The sequence below is a fragment of the Actinocorallia libanotica genome (genome assembly GCF_039525175.1).
GTDB classification, from domain to species: Bacteria; Actinomycetota; Actinomycetes; order Streptosporangiales; family Streptosporangiaceae; genus Actinocorallia; species Actinocorallia libanotica.
In genome coordinates, this window is the sequence record NZ_BAAAHH010000024.1 from 32,360 (window position 1) to 48,019 (window position 15,660).

General features: G+C 71.6%; 16 protein-coding genes. 13 read left to right on the forward strand and 3 right to left on the reverse strand.

Annotated elements, in window-relative coordinates; translation table 11 throughout:
* The first annotated feature begins 128 nt into the window (after positions 1-128).
* The 4 genes from rplM (at position 129) to ABD140_RS25705 (ending at position 4,834) form a co-directional block, all read left to right on the forward strand.
* The gene (rplM, locus tag ABD140_RS25690; protein ID WP_344243536.1) at positions 129-572 is read left to right on the forward strand and encodes a 50S ribosomal protein L13; all 444 of its coding nucleotides are present in this window, start codon (positions 129-131) and stop codon (positions 570-572) included.
* Between the two features lie 129 nt (positions 573-701).
* Complete coding sequence (rpsI, locus tag ABD140_RS25695) at positions 702-1,205, forward strand: 30S ribosomal protein S9 (RefSeq protein WP_344243537.1); 504 nt, start codon at positions 702-704, stop codon at positions 1,203-1,205.
* 88 nt (positions 1,206-1,293) lie between these two features.
* On the forward strand, positions 1,294-2,634 hold the full coding sequence (gene glmM, locus ABD140_RS25700; RefSeq protein WP_344243538.1) for a phosphoglucosamine mutase: 1,341 nt from the start codon (positions 1,294-1,296) through the stop codon (positions 2,632-2,634).
* A gap of 175 nt (positions 2,635-2,809) precedes the next feature.
* Positions 2,810-4,834 (forward strand): HelD family protein, encoded by a 2,025-nt coding sequence (locus ABD140_RS25705; RefSeq protein ID WP_344243539.1) that lies wholly within the window; start codon positions 2,810-2,812, stop codon positions 4,832-4,834.
* A gap of 15 nt (positions 4,835-4,849) precedes the next feature.
* Here ABD140_RS25705 and ABD140_RS25710 read toward each other — a convergent pair whose 3' ends face one another.
* On the reverse strand, positions 4,850-5,116 hold the full coding sequence (locus tag ABD140_RS25710; RefSeq protein ID WP_344243540.1) for a hypothetical protein: 267 nt from the start codon (positions 5,114-5,116) through the stop codon (positions 4,850-4,852).
* Between the two features lie 87 nt (positions 5,117-5,203).
* On the opposite strand from ABD140_RS25710, the gene ABD140_RS25715 reads away from it, so the two are divergent.
* A complete protein-coding gene (locus ABD140_RS25715; RefSeq protein ID WP_344243541.1) occupies positions 5,204-5,590 on the forward strand; it encodes a luciferase domain-containing protein in 387 nt (128 codons plus the stop codon).
* A 4-nt stretch (positions 5,591-5,594) separates the two neighbouring features.
* Here ABD140_RS25715 and ABD140_RS25720 read toward each other — a convergent pair whose 3' ends face one another.
* The gene (locus ABD140_RS25720) at positions 5,595-6,254 is read right to left on the reverse strand and encodes an HNH endonuclease family protein (protein ID WP_344243543.1); all 660 of its coding nucleotides are present in this window, start codon (positions 6,252-6,254) and stop codon (positions 5,595-5,597) included.
* A gap of 101 nt (positions 6,255-6,355) precedes the next feature.
* Between ABD140_RS25720 and ABD140_RS25725 the strand changes: the two genes are divergently transcribed.
* From ABD140_RS25725 to ABD140_RS25745, 5 genes are read left to right on the forward strand one after another with little or no spacing between them, the layout of a single operon-like run.
* On the forward strand, positions 6,356-7,306 hold the full coding sequence (locus tag ABD140_RS25725; RefSeq protein WP_344243544.1) for a DUF389 domain-containing protein: 951 nt from the start codon (positions 6,356-6,358) through the stop codon (positions 7,304-7,306).
* A gap of 32 nt (positions 7,307-7,338) precedes the next feature.
* Positions 7,339-8,229, forward strand: a complete 891-nt coding sequence (locus tag ABD140_RS25730; protein WP_344243545.1) for an ABC transporter ATP-binding protein — start codon at positions 7,339-7,341, stop codon at positions 8,227-8,229.
* Entirely contained in the window at positions 8,226-9,131 is a 906-nt protein-coding gene (locus tag ABD140_RS25735) for an ABC transporter permease (RefSeq protein ID WP_344243546.1), read from the forward strand. Before ABD140_RS25730 ends, ABD140_RS25735 begins: the two co-directional genes overlap by 4 nt.
* Positions 9,131-10,042, forward strand: a complete 912-nt coding sequence (locus ABD140_RS25740; protein ID WP_344243547.1) for an ABC transporter ATP-binding protein — start codon at positions 9,131-9,133, stop codon at positions 10,040-10,042. The genes ABD140_RS25735 and ABD140_RS25740 overlap by 1 nt, the downstream gene beginning before the upstream one ends.
* Positions 10,039-10,755, forward strand: coding sequence for an ABC transporter permease (locus ABD140_RS25745; protein ID WP_344243548.1), 717 nt, complete (start codon positions 10,039-10,041; stop codon positions 10,753-10,755). The genes ABD140_RS25740 and ABD140_RS25745 overlap by 4 nt, the downstream gene beginning before the upstream one ends.
* A 46-nt stretch (positions 10,756-10,801) precedes the next feature.
* Here ABD140_RS25745 and coaA read toward each other — a convergent pair whose 3' ends face one another.
* Positions 10,802-11,743 carry a type I pantothenate kinase gene (gene coaA, locus ABD140_RS25750; protein ID WP_344243549.1) on the reverse strand — a complete coding sequence of 314 codons (942 nt, stop codon included), beginning with the start codon at positions 11,741-11,743 and terminating at the stop codon, positions 10,802-10,804.
* 69 nt (positions 11,744-11,812) lie between these two features.
* Between coaA and glmS the strand changes: the two genes are divergently transcribed.
* The 3 genes from glmS to ABD140_RS25765 all read left to right on the forward strand — a co-directional run bounded on the left by glmS (position 11,813) and on the right by ABD140_RS25765 (position 15,660).
* Positions 11,813-13,657: a glutamine--fructose-6-phosphate transaminase (isomerizing) gene (gene glmS / locus ABD140_RS25755; RefSeq protein WP_344243550.1), complete on the forward strand. Its 1,845-nt coding sequence runs from the start codon at positions 11,813-11,815 to the stop codon at positions 13,655-13,657.
* Between the two features lie 69 nt (positions 13,658-13,726).
* Positions 13,727-14,650 (forward strand): ABC transporter ATP-binding protein, encoded by a 924-nt coding sequence (locus tag ABD140_RS25760; protein WP_344243551.1) that lies wholly within the window; start codon positions 13,727-13,729, stop codon positions 14,648-14,650.
* Entirely contained in the window at positions 14,647-15,660 is a 1,014-nt protein-coding gene (locus ABD140_RS25765; RefSeq protein ID WP_344243552.1) for an ABC transporter permease, read from the forward strand. Before ABD140_RS25760 ends, ABD140_RS25765 begins: the two co-directional genes overlap by 4 nt.

Sequence of the window (15,660 nt, forward strand, 5' to 3'; positions counted from 1 at the left end):
GCTCCAGGGCTTGGGTATCCTGCCCCTTTGTATGTGTCGGGTTGCCAGTCAGGCATGCTCACCGGCACCCGGTCCGGATCTTTTCGAAGGGCCGATCCCAACAGTCGACAGAAACGAAGGCTTACGCCGTGCGCACGTACACCCCTAAGCCCGCTGACGTGCAGCGTCAGTGGCACGTCATCGACGCGACCGATGTCGTGCTGGGTCGCCTTGCCAGCCAGGTCGCGATCCTGCTTCGGGGCAAGCACAAGCCGATCTACGCACCGCACGTTGACACCGGTGACTACGTCATCATCATCAACGCCGACAAGGTCTCGCTCAGCGGCAAGAAGCTCGAGCAGAAGAAGGCCTACCGTCACTCGGGTTACCCGGGTGGTCTGCGCTCCACTCTCTACAAGGACCTGCTCGAGAAGCACCCCGAGCGGGCCGTGGAGAAGGCGATCAAGGGCATGCTGCCGAAGAACAAGCTCGGCCGCGCCATGTTCGGCAAGGTGAAGGTCTACGCGGGTGCCAGCCACCCGCACGCGGCCCAGCAGCCCGTGCCGTTCGAGATCACGCAGATCGCCCAGTAGTTCACGCTGATCGTCCAGTAGATCTGGCCTTTGTGCCGGCTCCACCGTCCGAAAAAGAGGCCGCTGGGGCGCCCTGGGAGCTCGAGTCAGGGTCCGCCGCCCCGGTTAGAAGACCACACGAGGAGAATTGTGGCTGAGTCCACCGAGACGTTCGAAGAGTTCGGCTCCTTCGAAGAAGCACCGTCCGAGTACACCACCGAGACCGTGGTGCTGGACGAGGAGAACGTCGAGCGCGTGCCCGCCGCCACGGGCCCCGCGTCGGCGACCGGTCGCCGCAAGGAGGCGATCGCCCGCGTGCGCATCGTCCCCGGTTCCGGCAACTGGACGATCAACGGCCGCACCCTGGAGGGCTACTTCCCCAACAAGGTGCACCAGCAGCTCATCAACGAGCCCTTCGTCACGCTCGGCCTCGAGGGCCAGTGGGACGTCATCGCCCGCATCAACGGCGGCGGTGTGACCGGTCAGGCCGGCGCCCTGCGCATGGGGATCTCCCGGGCGCTGCAGATCTCCGACCCGGACAACCGCCCCGCCCTGAAGAAGGCGGGCTTCCTCACCCGTGACCCGCGGGCCAAGGAACGCAAGAAGGCCGGTCTCAAGAAGGCCCGTAAGGCTCCGCAGTACAGCAAGCGTTGATTCGCGCGCTTGCTTGACCAGACGGCGGGCACCACTGGAGTGGTGTCCGCCGTTTTGGCATTCCCCCGACTATTGAAAGTGAACTGCTGTGGGTCGTTTGTTCGGAACTGACGGCGTGCGGGGCCTGGCGAACCGGGACCTCACCGCGCGCCTGGCGATGGAGTTGTCCATGGCCGCCGCCCGGGTGCTGGGCGACGCCGGGGCGTTCGAGGGGCACCGCCCGGTCGCGGTGGTCGGCAGGGATCCGCGGGCCTCGGGCGAGTTCCTGGAGGCGGCCGTCGTGGCGGGGCTGGCGAGCGCGGGCGTCGACGTGCGGCGCCTGGGCGTGCTGCCGACCCCGGCGGTGGCCTACCTGACCCGGGAGCTGGGCGCGGACCTGGGCGTGATGCTGTCGGCGTCGCACAATCCGGCGCCCGACAACGGCATCAAGTTCTTCGACCGCAGCGGCTACAAACTGCCCGACGAGCTCGAGGACCGGATAGAGGCGAAGCTCGGCGAGGAGTGGGACGCCCCCACCGGCGCGGGCGTGGGCCGGGTCGTGGAGGCGCACGGCGAGCTGGACCGCTACGCCGAGCACCTGCTGTCCACGCTGGAGGTCCCGCTGGCGGGGCTGCGCGTGGTGGTGGACTGCGCGCACGGGGCCGCGGCGGCGCTGGCGCCGGGGCTGCTGCGCCGGGCGGGCGCGGAGGTCTTCGAGATCGGCGCCGAGCCGGACGGGCTCAACATCAACGACGGGGTGGGCTCCACCCACCTGGGCACGCTGCGCGAGGCGGTGCTGCGGCACGGCGCCGACGCCGGCGTGGCCTTCGACGGCGACGCCGACCGGTGCCTGGCGGTGACGTCCGGCGGCGAGGTGGTGGACGGCGACCAGATCATGGCGATCCTGGCGCTGGAGCTGCACGACGCGGGACGGCTGCCTGCCGCGACGGTCGTGGCGACGGTCATGTCGAACCTCGGCTTCAAGCTGGCGCTGCAGGGCCACGGGCTGAAGATCCTGGAGACGGCGGTGGGGGACCGCTACGTCCTGGAGGCGATGCGCGAGGGCGGCTACGGCTTCGGCGGCGAGCAGTCCGGCCACGTGATCATGCTGGAGCACGGCACCACCGGCGACGGCCTGCTGACGGCCCTGCACCTGCTGGGCGCGGTGGCGCGGCGCGGGCGGCCGCTGGACGAGCTGGCCAAGTGCATGACGCGCCTGCCACAGGTGCTCATCAACGTGCGGGGCGTGGACAAGGCGCGGGCCCGCACGTCGCAGGAGCTGCTGTCGGCGATCGAGGCCGCGGAGCTGGAGCTGGGCGCCTCGGGCCGGGTGCTGATCCGCCCGTCGGGCACCGAGCCGATGGTCCGGGTGATGGTGGAGGCCGCGGCCGAGGAGCAGGCGCACGCCATCGCCGAGCGCCTGGCCGACGTCGTGCGCACGCACCTTTGACCTCTCCCCGTCCGGCCGGGCGGGGAAATCCGTTTCTCTTCGGCCCACGCTCTTCATTAAGCTGCTCGGTTCGCCCAACTTCCATCTTCTGGGGGCGACCCCCAGATCCCCGTGAAGGCGACAGCCGATCCGCGCTTCGCTGCGGTCTCGTCCGTCGCCGGAGGAGAGCCGACGCATGCCCGGAGAAGCCGACGTAGTCGATGCGCAGCAGGTGCTGGAGGCCGAGCGCGCCCATCTGAAGGGGGCGCGCGAGGCGCTGCGCCGGATGCGCGAGCACGCGGAGTCGCTGTCGGCGGACGCGGCGGGCGACTGGGTGTCCAAGCAGGTGCTGGAGTCGCTGCTGGACCAGCGGGTCCGCGCGCTCGCCGACCACCCGGACACGCCCCTGTTCTTCGGGCGGCTCGACCACCGCGCCGACGCGGACCCCGGTACGGGCGAGGACCTGCCGCAGGCCGTCCACGTCGGGCGGCGGCACGTGCACGACGAGGAGGGGCTGGCGCTCGTCCTGGACTGGCGGGCGCCGGTGGCGCGCGCCTTCTACCAGGCGGGTCCTCGGGAGCCGATGGGGGTGGCGCGGCGCAGGCGGTTCGGTTTCGACCGGGGCGAGCTGACCGGCTTCGAGGACGAGCCGCTGGACGGGCGGGAGCTGGGGCCCTCGCGGCTGCTGACCGAGGAGGTCGAGCGGCCGCGCACCGGCCCGATGCGCGACATCGTGGCGACGATCCAGCCGGAGCAGGACGTCATCGTGCGGGCGGCGCTGCCGGACACGGTGTGCGTCCAGGGCGCGCCGGGCACCGGGAAGACCGCGGTGGGGCTGCACCGCGCGGCCTACCTGCTGTTCACGCACCGGGAGCGGCTGGGCCGCTCCGGGGTGCTCATCGTGGGGCCGAACCGCGCGTTCCTGTCGTACATCGCCAGCGTCCTCCCGGCGCTGGGAGAGGTGCGGGTGGACCAGGCGACCGTCGACGACCTCCTGGGCGTCCCCACGGGGACGGAGCCGCTCTCCACGGCCGCGCTGAAGGGCGACGTGCGCCTGGCGGCGGTGCTGCGGAAGGCGTTGTGGATGCACCTGGACAAGCCGGAGACGGGGCTGCTGTTCGTGAAGGGCGGCTCGCGCTACCGCATCCCGGCCGACGAGATCCGGGAGCTGGTCTCCTCCCTGCGCGGGACGACGCGTTACGCGGCCGGACGCAACACCCTGGCGCAGCGGCTCGCGCACCGCGTCCTGGTGCAGATGGAGCAGCGTGGAGAGGCTCCGGACGACCGCGTCCACGACGCCGTCGCGCGTTCCAAGGCCGTCAAGGCGGTCGTCGACCAGGTGTGGCCGAAGGTGACGCCGCAGCAGGTCCTCCACAGGCTGCTCGGTGACGCGGAGTTCCTCGCGCGGGCGGCCAAGGGCCTGCTGGACGAGGAGGAGCAGGCGGCGCTGCTCTGGGCCAAGGCGCCGCGCTCGGTGCGTTCGGCCAGATGGACCTCGGCGGACCTCGCGCTGCTCGACGAGCTCGCCGACCTCATCGAGCGCACCGGCTCGCTGGGGCATCTGGTCGTGGACGAGGCGCAGGACCTGTCGCCGATGCAGCTGCGTGCGCTGGGGCGGCGCTGCGCCACCGGCTCGGCGACCGTCCTGGGGGACCTGGCGCAGGGCACGACGCCGTGGGCGGTGCGCTCGTGGCGGGATGTGCTGGTCCACCTCGGCAAGGAGGGCGAGGTCACCGAGTTGACCCTCGGCTTCCGGGTGCCCCGGGAGGTGCTGGAGTACGCGGCGCGGCTGCTGCCGTCCGTCGCGCCGGGCCTGGCCGCCCCCCAGTCGCTGCGTGCCGGTACGGGAGCGCTTTCGGTGCGCCGGGTGCGCGACGTGCACGACGCGGCCGTCACGGCGGTGCTGGAGGCGCAGGCGCGGGACGGGTCCATCGGTGTCGTCGTCGCGGACGGGCGCCTGGCGGACCTGGCGGCGGTGCTGGAGGGCAACGGGGTGGACCACGCCGTGCTCACGCCCGAGGGCGTCGAGGGCGAGCGCGTGCACCTCGTCCCGGCGAGCCTGGCCAAGGGCCTGGAGTACGACCACGTCGTGGTCGCCGAGCCCGCCGAGATCGTCGAGGCCGAGGAGCGCGGCCTGGCCCGCCTGTACGTGGTGCTCACCCGCGCGGTCACCTCGCTGACCGTCCTGCACCGCGCGCCCCTGCCCGGCGCCCTGGCCTGAGCCGCGCCCGCGGGCTCAGGCGTCGATCTCCAGCCTGCCGACCTTCAGGTGGGCGATCTCGACGGTGCCGGCCCGCAGGTGGGTGACGACCGCCCGCTTGACGGCCAGCCTGCCGATGGCCAGCGCGCCGATCGCCAGGGCGCCGACGGCGGCCGCGCCGAGGAGGGCGGTTCCGACCGCCAGCGAGCCGCGCGCGGCCGCGCCGATCGCCTGGGCCCCTATCGCGTCCGCCCCTTTCTCGTCCCGCGGCGTGTCCTTTTCACAGCACTGTGCGTTTTCCATGCCGACCATTCTCGCCCGGAAAATCCATGCGTAACGATTTGTGTCGCGGTTGTTCAGGAAGATGCGGAATCAGGCGACCATGTGGGCATGGACGTCGGCGTGAACGTGGCGGGTCCCTGCTCCCAGCGGGTGTTGACGCTCACCCGGTCGTGGCCGGGTGTCACGGTCCACCGGGCGGACTGCGGAACCGGGGCGGCCCTGGTGTTCTCCGGGTGCCAGGTGGCGCATCTGCACGAAGGCGACGAGGCCGAGCTGCTGCTCGGGGAGCGGAGCGCGGCCAGGCTGGGGCCGCTGCTCGCCGGGTCGGGCCGGGCCTGGGTCGACGGCGGAACGGTGCGGCTCCGGCTGGGCGGGGAGAGCGACGTGCGGACGCTGCTGTCGCTGCTGAGCCTCGCCATCAAGTCGTGCGCGGAAGGCGGCTGCCGCGGGAACGCTCCATGGTGCCGGATAGGGCGCGGCGCGGCGGTCCGCTGACCGTTCAGCAGGTCTTCAGGAAGTCCCCGAGAGCGGTGTGGTCGGCCCGCGTCGTCGGCAGGTCGTACTTCTTGGCGACCGTGACGAACAGGCCGGCGTAGGTGCAGAGGTAGTCGGCGGGCGGCTTCCACTCGGCGGGCCCCGAGTCGCCCTTCTGCTGGTTGGGCCGGCCCGAGACGGCCAGCAGGTTGAGAGGGTCGTTGGCGAACTCCGCGCGGCGGTCCGCGGGCCAGCCGTCCGCACCCATCCGCCAGGCCAGGGCCAGCGGGTAGACGTGGTCGATCTGCACCTGGGCGGGCTTGGAGCGGGTGAAGGAGACCTTCCCGTCGCTGTAGGGGTCGTCCTCCAGGACGCCGGTGAGCACGAGGCAGCCGTCGTCGGCGCGGGTCACCGAGGCGAGGTCGCGGGCGAGGATGTCGTTGCGGGTGTCGCAGCCGTTGCCGTCGACGTCCTTCCAGGGGGTGCCGAAGGCCCTGCGGTCGTAGTCGCCGCCGTCGCCCTCCTCGGCGATCGGCAGCGAGCCGAGGTCCTCCAGCGCGCCCTCGGACTCGGTGCCGGAGGTGCCGGGGGAGCGGGACGGGTCGGGGGAGTCGGAGCCGATCTCGACGCTGCAGCCGCCGAGCAGCAGGGCGGCGCAGGCCGCCAGGGCGAGGGGCCGGAACATCGCCGCTCCTCTGTGTTTCAGGGGGTATGTCGATATTGGGAGATTTAGATTATCGGTGGAAGGGCGTGCCGGAACACTTCCCGATCCGCCACCATGGCGGGATGATCCATCTGCGCTCGATCGTGCCGGACGGTCGGACCGAGGAGGTCCTGGCCGGCCTCACCGGCCATCCGGGCGTCACCAACGTCATCGTGCTGCCCGGGGCGGCCCGCGACCCCGCCGGGGACGTGGTGCTGTGCGACGTGGCGCGCGAGGCCGCGGACGGCGTCATCGAGGACCTCAAGCGGTTCGGCCTGGCCGCCCACGGCTCGATCACCATGGACCAGGTGGAGCTGACGATCTCCGAGGCCGCCGAGGAGGCCGAGCGGCGCGCGCCCGGCCACGGCGACGACGCGGTGATCTGGGACCACCTGCGCCGGGAGCTGCTGGAGAGCACCCGGCTGACCTGGACGTTCCTGGCCTTCCTCACCCTGGCCACCATGCTCGCCGGGATCGCCGCGCTGCTGGACTCCCCGATCCTCATCGTCGGCGCGATGGTGCTCGGACCGGAGTTCGGGCCGATCGCCACGATCTCCTACGGGCTGCTCTTCCGCCGCTGGCACGAGATCGGCAGGGCCGCGGGCACCCTGGTGGTCGGGTTCGCCCTCGCCGTCGCGGTGACGTTCGTCTGCACCTGGGCCGGCGAGCTGCTGGGCATCGTGGACGTCGCGCGGCTGCCCGAGGAGCGGCCGCTGACCGGCTTCGTCTACACGCCCGACCGCTGGTCGTTCATCGTGGCGGTGCTGGCGGGCGCCGCCGGGGTGCTGTCGCTGACCTCCGACAAGTCCTCCACCCTGGTGGGGGTCTTCATCTCGGTGACGACCGTCCCGGCCGCGGGCAACCTGGCGGTGGCGCTGGCGCTGGGGCACCTCTCGGAGGTCCGGGGCTCGATCCTGCAGCTGCTGATCAACGTCCTGGGCATGGTCGTCGCCGGGGTGGTGACCCTGCTCGTCCAGTGGTGCGGCACCCGGCTCATCCTGAAGAGGACGGCACCTGGTTCTCGCGGGGGATGACGGGGGGAGCGGGGGCTTCTAGCCTGTCGGGCATGCCGATCATCGCCACCCGGGACCTCACCATGAGGTTCCCCGGGGTGACCGCGCTTGACGCGTTGAGCTTCACCGTCGAAACCGGGGTCACCGGGCTCGTCGGCGCCAACGGCGCCGGCAAGTCCACCCTCATCAAGATCCTGCTCGGGCTGCTGCCCCCGACGTCGGGCGGCGCCCTGGTGCTCGGGCACGACATCGCCGTGGAAGGCCCCCGGATCCGGGGGTCGGTCGGGTTCATGCCCGAGTACGACTGCCTGCCCCCCGACGTGTCGGCGACCGAGTTCGTCGTCCACCTCGCGCGGGTGTCGGGCCTGCCCGCCACCGCCGCCCGCGAGCGCGCCGCCGACGTGCTGCGCCACGTCGGCCTGTACGAGGAGCGGTACCGCCCGATGGGCGGCTACTCCACCGGCATGCGGCAGAAGGTCAAGCTCGCCCAGGCGCTCGTCCACGACCCCCGGCTGGTCTTCCTCGACGAGCCCACCAACGGCCTGGACCCCCAGGGCCGCGACGAGATGCTCGCGCTCATCCGGCGGATCGGCACCGAGTTCGGGATCAGCGTGCTGGTCACCTCCCACCTGCTCGGCGAGCTGGAGCGGGTCTGCGACAACGTCGTGATCATCGACGGCGGGCGGCTGCTGAGCGCCCAGTCCCTCGCGGCCTACACCGAGGCCAGCGGACGGCTGCTGGTGGAGGTCGAGGACGGCCGGGAGGCGCTGGAGCGGCACCTGGCCGAGCGGGGCGCGACCGTCCGCCCGGACGGCCGCCACCTCGTCGTCGACCTCGCCGGCGAGGAGACCTACGACCTGATCCGCGACGGCGTCGCCGACCTCGGGCTCGCGCTCGTCCGCCTGGAGCAGGCACGCCACCACATCGAGGAGGTGTTCCGGTGAGCACCGCGATCCACGACATCGGCTACCGGCACTACGACGGGCCGCGCCTGGGCCGCTCCCACGTGGCGCGCTCCCTGTACCAGTACAACCTCCGCTCGCTCTTCGGCCTCGGCCGCGGCGCGCGGGCCAAGTTCATCCCGCTGGCGCTCGCGGCGTTCATGCTGCTGCCCGCGGCCGGGGACATCGCGGTCCTGTCGTTCGCCCGGCGGCCCGAGGTCCTCATCGACTACTCGATGTACGCGATCTACCTGCAGCCGATCATCGCGATCTTCCTGGCCACCCAGGCCCCCGTCATCGCCTCCCGCGACCTGCGGTTCCGCACGGTCCCGCTCTACTTCTCCCGGCCGGTCGAGACGACGGACTTCGTCCTGGCCAAGTTCGCGGCCTTCGTGACCGCCCTGCTGGCGCTCATGGCCGTCCCGGTGACGCTGCTGCACCTGGGCTTCCTGGCGATGCGCAAGGCGATGATCGAGGGCGGCGCCCCCGACGTGCCGTCGGTGGCCGGGCAGACCGGCGAGTACTTCGCCGCGCTCGCGGGCTGCCTGCTGTTCGCGCTGGTGCTCTCCTCGTTCGCGCTGCTCATCGCCGCGTACACGCCGCGGCGCGGGTTCGGCGTCGCGGCCGTCATGGCGGTCTACCTCATCTCCAACGTGGTGGTGCTGATCGTCCAGGGGGCGAGCATCTCCAGCGGGAACTACGAGATCGCGGGCTGGGCCGGGCTCTTCACCCCGTTCACCCTCGTCGACGGGGTGCAGGTGCGGCTGCTGGGCGCCGACCCGGGCGTCCGCGCCGAGAACGTGGCGCCCGCCGGGTCGGGGCCGGTGTTCCTGCTCGCCGCCCTGGCCGTGGTCGGCGTCTCGCTGCTCCTGCTCATGAACCGGTTCCGGAAGGCGGGTGCCTGATGAGCGCCATCCAGATCGAGGACGTCTCCCGCTGGTACGGCAACGTGGTCGCCGTCAACGGCGTCACCATGACGATCGGACCGGGCGTCACCGGGCTGCTCGGCCCCAACGGGGCGGGCAAGTCCACCCTGATCCACATGATGGGCGGCTTCCTGGAGCCGTCCTCGGGCGGGCTCTCCCTCGACGGGGAGCCGATCTGGCGCAACCCGTCGGTGTACCGGCACATCGGGCTGGTGCCCGAGCGGGAGAGCGGCTACGACTTCCTGACCGGCGAGCAGTTCATCGTCGCGATGGCCAAGCTGCACCGGCTGCCCGAGCCGGGGGCCGCGGCCCGCCGCGCGATCGGCCGCGTCGAGATGGACTACGCGGCCGACCGGCCGATCGGCACCTACTCCAAGGGCATGAAGCAGCGCATCAAGATGGCCTCCGCGCTGGTGCACGACCCGGCCGTCCTGCTGCTCGACGAGCCCTTCAACGGCATGGACCCGCGCCAGCGGCTCCAGCTCATGGACCTGATCCGCGAGATGGCGGCCGAGGGCCGCACGATCTTGTTCAGCTCGCACATCCTGGAGGAGGTCGAGCGGCTCGCCACCCACATCGAGGTGATCGTCGCCGGCCGGCACGCCGCCTCCGGCGACTTCCGGCAGATCCGGCGGCTGATGACCGACCGCCCGCACGTCTTCGTGCTCCGCTCCTCCGACGACCGGGCGCTCGCCGCCGCGATCATCGCCGACGGCTCGGCCCGCTCCGTCCGCCTGACCGACCGCGGCCTGGAGGTGGAGACCACCGACTTCGAGCGGTTCACCCGCCTGGTCCCCCAGGTGGCCAGAAAGGCGGAGATCCGCCTGCGAGAGGTCTCGCCGACCGACGAGTCCCTGGAAAGCGTCTTCAGCTACCTGGTGGGAAAGTGAACACGACGATCGCTCACATCACGTTCCGCGGCATGCTGGGGCGCAGGCGCGCGCTGCTCCTGTTCCTCCTGCCGGGGATCCTCCTCCTGCTGGCGGTGGCGCTGAAGGCCACCGGCAACGACACGCAGGACTCCGGGGCGGCGATCCTGTGGACGTTCGGCCTGGCGGTGCTGCTGCCGCTGCTGTCCCTCATCGCCGGGACGGGCGTCATCGGGCCCGAGATCGACGACGGCCAGATCATGTACGTCCTGACCAAGCCGATCTCCCGGTCCTCGGTGATCCTCACCAAGTACCTCTGCGCGGTCGCCCTGGTCGCCGTGTTCGCGGTGCTGCCGGTCTGGCTGGCCGGCGCGATCGTCCTGGGCCCGTCCTCGGACCTCCCGCTCTCCTTCGCGGTGGGCGCCTTCCTGGGCGGCCTCGCCTACTGCGCGGTCTTCACCGCCCTGGCCGTCGCCACCCGCCAGGCCGTCACCGTCGGCCTCATCTACGCCCTGGTCTGGGAGAGCCTGGTCGGCAACTTCGCCCCCGGCACCCAGACCCTCTCCATCCAGCAGTGGGCGCTGAGCATCGTCGACCGCCTCTCCTCCAGCAGCCTCATCAACGCCACGGTCGGCCTTCCCCTCTCCGTGGTCCTGCTGGTCCTGGTGACCGCCGCCGCCCTCGCCCTGGCCACCACCCGCCTGCGCACCCTCACCCTCACCTCGGCCGACTGACCCGGCCGGGGGAGGGCGGGGGCCCTCGCGGTCCGGCGGCGCGCCGTCAGATGCGGCGGAGGCGGATGCGCTGGATGGAGTGGTCGGGGGCCTTGTGCAGGACGAGGGTGGCACGGGCGCGGGTGGGGAGGATGTTCTCGTGGAGGTTGCGCTCGTTGACCTCGTGCCAGATGTGGCGGGCGAAGGCGATGGCCTCGTCGTCGGTCTGGGAGCGGGCCTGGGCGTGGAAGTAGGAGCGGGGGTCGGAGAACCGGGTCTGGCGCAGGGCCAGGAAGCGCTCCAGGTACCACTGGCGGATGTGCTCGACCTTGGCGTCGACGTAGATCGAGAAGTCGAAGTAGTCGGAGACCGACATGACGCCGGTGGGGGGCACCTGGAGGACGTTGATGCCCTCCAGGATGAGGATGTCGGGGGTGCGGACGGTCTGGTGCTCGCCCGGCAGGATGTCGTACTCCAGGTGGGAGTAGACGGGGATCGTCTGCTCCTTGGCGCCGGCCTTGATCCGGGAGATGAAGCGCAGCAGGGCCCGCCGGTCGTAGGACTCGGGGAAGCCCTTGCGGTTCATCAGGCCGCGGCGCTCCAGCTCGGCGTTGGGGTGGAGGAAGTTGTCGGTGGTGACCAGCTCCACCCGGGGGTGCTCGGGCCAGCGGGCCAGCAGGGCGCGCAGGAGGCGGGCGACCGTGGACTTGCCGACCGCGACGCTGCCCGCGACGCCGATGACGAACGGGGTGGGGCGCACCGACTCGTTCAGGAAGGTGCTGAGGGTGTCGCGCAGGCCGCTGTCGCCGGTGAAGAAGAGGTTCAGCAGCCGGGTCAGCGGGAGGTAGACGTCCTCCACCTCGTCGATGCTGAGCGGATCGCCCAGACCGCGGAGATCGTCGAGGTCGGCCTCGGTGAGGGTCAGCGGGGTGTTGGCCCTCAGCTGCCGCCATGAGTTCCGGGAGAACTCGACGTAGGGGCTGGGAGTGGGCTCCCAGGGCGTGGTCATGGAAAACGAGGGTATCCAGGCGGTCGGGTGTCGGTTTCGGCCACCCCTCCAGCGGATAGTCTGGCCGCCATGTGCGGAATCGTGGGTTACGTCGGCGGCAAGCAGGCCCAGCAGGTCGTGGTGGACGGGCTGGCCAGGCTGGAGTACCGCGGGTACGACTCGGCGGGGCTGGCGCTGGTGGTGGACGGCAAGCTCGCCACCGCCAAGAAGGCCGGCAAGCTGGTCAACCTGCGCAAGGCGCTGGAGGAGGAGCCTCCTCCGGCCTCCACCATCGGGCTGGGGCACACCCGGTGGGCCACCCACGGCGTCCCCAACGACCCCAACGCCCACCCGCACGTGGACTGCGGCGGCCGGGTCGCGGTGATCCACAACGGCATCATCGAGAACTTCGCCGCGCTCAAGGCCGACCTGCTGGAGGGCGGGCACGTCTTCGGCTCCGACACCGACACCGAGGTCGTCGCGCACCTGCTGGAGGACGAGGTCGGCGCCGGGCGCGACCTGCCCGAGGCGATGCGCCGGGTCTGCCGCCGCCTGGAGGGCGCCTACACCCTGGTGGCCGTCGACGCCCAGGACCCCGACGTCGTCGTCGGGGCCCGCCGCAACTCGCCGCTGGTCGTCGGCAGGGGCGACGGGGAGAACTTCCTGGCCTCGGACGTCGCGGCGTTCATCGAGCACACCCGCGACGCCATCGAGCTGGGCCAGGACCAGGTGGTGGAGCTGCGCCGCGACGGCGTCACCGTCACCGACTACGAGGGCCGTCCCGCCGAGGTGCACGAGTACCACGTCGACTGGGACGTCTCGGCCGCCGAGAAGGGCGGCTACGACTACTTCATGCTCAAGGAGATCGCCGAGCAGCCGCGGGCCGTGGCCGACACGCTGCTGGGCCGCATCGGCTCCGACGGGCGGCTGCACCTGGACGAGATGCGCATCACCGACCAGCAGCTCCGCGAGATCGACAAGATCATCATCATCGCCTGCGGCACGTCCTACCACGCGGGCCTGATCGCCAAGTACGCCATCGAGCACTGGGCCGGGCTGCCGTGCGAGGTGGAGGTGGCCAGCGAGTTCCGCTACCGCGACCCCATCCTCACCCGCTCCACCCTGGTGATCGCCATCTCCCAGTCAGGCGAGTCCATGGACACGCTGATGGCCGTCCGGCACGCCCGCGAGCAGAAGGCGCGCGTGCTGTGCATCTGCAACGTCAACGGCTCGACGATGCCGCGCGAGTGCGACGGCGTCCTGTACACGCACGCCGGCCCCGAGGTGGGCGTGGCGGCGACCAAGACGTTCCTCACCCAGCTGGTGGCCGTCTACCTGATCGCCCTCTACATCGCCCAGGTGCGCGGCACCAAGTGGGGCGACGAGGTCTTCGCCATGGTCCAGCTGCTGGCGACCATGCCGGAGAAGGTGGAGAAGGTCCTGGAGACCATGGAGCCGGTGCGCGAGCTGGCCCGCTCCCTGGCCGGCGAGCGCTCGGTGCTGTTCCTCGGCCGCCACGTGGGCTTCCCGGTGGCGCTGGAGGGCGCGCTGAAGCTCAAGGAGCTGGCCTACATGCACGCCGAGGGCTTCGCGGCCGGCGAGCTGAAGCACGGCCCGATCGCGCTGATCGAGGAGGGCCTGCCGGTCATCGTGGTGGTGCCGCCGCGCGCCCGCGAGGTGCTCCACGACAAGATCGTCTCCAACATCCAGGAGATCCGGGCGCGCGGGGCGCGGACCATCGTCATCGCCGAGGAGGGCGACGACACCGTGGTCCCCTACTCCGACACGCTGATCGAGGTGCCGGCCGTGCCGACGCTGCTGCAGCCGCTGGTGGCCACGGTGCCCCTCCAGGTCTTCTCCTGCGAGCTGGCCACCGCCAAGGGCCACGACGTGGACCAGCCGCGCAACCTGGCCAAGTCCGTCACGGTCGAATAAACCTCTCTGAACCACCTCCATTCCCTCGTCGTCTGATCTTGCGGGGCGGCTGGGCGTGGAGGTGGTTCGGTGGAAGACGAAGCAGGTGTGCACGCGCGCGGCGTGACGCGCGCGTTCGGGCCCGTGCAGGCGCTGCGCGGGCTCGATCTGACCGTTCCGTACGGTCAGGTGACGGCGCTGGTGGGCGCCAACGGGGCTGGTAAGACGACCCTCCTCCTGATCCTGGCGACGCTGCTGGCGCCCGACGCCGGGGAGATCCGGGTCGCCGGGCACGACCTGAGGACGCGCCCCGAGGCGGCCCGCACGGCGCTCGGATGGATGCCCGACACCTTCGGGGCGTACGACCAGCTGACCGTCGCCGAGTACCTGCAGTTCTTCGCGGACGCCTACGGGCTGACGCCTCCGGAGGGGGCCGCCCGGACAGCGGAGCTGCTGACCCGCGTCCACCTCCTGGAGATGGCGCGCCAGCCCGTCCACGTGCTCTCCCGAGGGCAGAAGCAGCGGCTGGGGCTGGCGCGGGCGCTGGTGCACCGGCCGAAGGTGCTGCTGCTGGACGAACCCGCCTCCGGCCTGGACCCGCGCTCCCGGGTGGAGCTGCGCGACCTGCTGCGCTCCCTGGCCGCCGAAGGCGTGGCGGTGCTGATCTCCAGCCACATCCTGAGCGAGCTGGAGGAGATCGCCGACCGGGTCGTCCTGGTGGAGCGGGGCGCCACGGCCGGCGAGCACGAGATCGCGACGCTCATGGCCGAGGCGCGGGGCCTGTGGCGGGTGCGCGCGCTGGAGGAGGAGCCCCTCGCCGAGGCCCTGGACGTCCGGCGGGTGCCCTACCGGCGCCAGGAGACGGGCGGCCTGGACATCGGCCCGCTCACCGAACGGGAGGCGGCCGTGCTCCTGGGCGAGCTGGTGGGGGCCGGAGCCCGGATCTTCTCCTACGCGCCGGTCGGCGGTGCGCTCGAATCGGTGTACCTGGCGATGACGGAGGACCGTACATGACGGCCCGGGGCATGCTTCTGGTGGCGCGTCTGGAGTTTCGCACCCGGCTCCGCGCCGGGCGCTGGAAGGTCCTCTTCGGCGTCTGGTTCGCCGTCCTGCTGGCGGTCAGCGTCCTCCTGCGCGAGAACGTGACCACCGATGATCCGGCCGAGGACGGCGTCGAGATGTTCGGGACGCTGCTGTTCTTCGTGCTGCTGCTGATGATGCTGATCAGCCCGGCGCTGACCGCCCAGACGATCAACGGGGACCGGGAGCGGGGGACGCTCGCCCCGCTCCAGACGACCCGGCTGACCCCGCTGGAGATCGTCTCGGGCAAGTTCCTCGCGGCCTGGGCCGTCGGGCTGGCGGTGCTGGGCCTGGCCCTGCCGTTCATCGCCTGGCCCGTCCTGGAGGGCGACGTGGACCCGTGGCGGGGCGTCGTCTGCCTCGTGGTGACGGCGCTGCTGATCGGGTCCGCCTGTGCCGTTTCCCTGGCGCTGTCGGCCCTGGTCGTGCGCAGCGTGACGTCGGCGCTGCTGTCGTACCTGACGGTCTTCGCGCTGATGTTCGGCACGATCCTCCTGTTCGTCCTGACGATGCCGTTCGTCACCTTCGACCGGACCCATGGGACCGGCCCGGACTCCTCCACCGAGGAGGTGGTGGACACCAGGTACACCTGGTGGCTCCTCGCGCCGAGCCCCTTCGTCGTCCTGGCGGACGCCGCGCCCGCGCTTCCCCGGAAGCTCGTCTGCCCGCTGGACGACCACAGGCCGGACGACTGCCACTACGAGGTCGACAACGATGCCGACGTACTCGGTTCGATCGGCCAGGAGGTCAGAGAGGCGCGGGTGGAGCCCCAGCGCTCCGACGAGCGCTACCTGCAGTACGAGCGGCGCAAGGACGCCGCGCCCGCCGTCTGGCCGTACGGGCTGGGCTTTCACCTCCTCCTGGCCGGCGGGTCGCTGGCGGTCGCCGCGCGGCGGCTGAGGGTTCCGGCGACCCGGCTGCCGCGAGGGGTCCGGGTGGCCTGA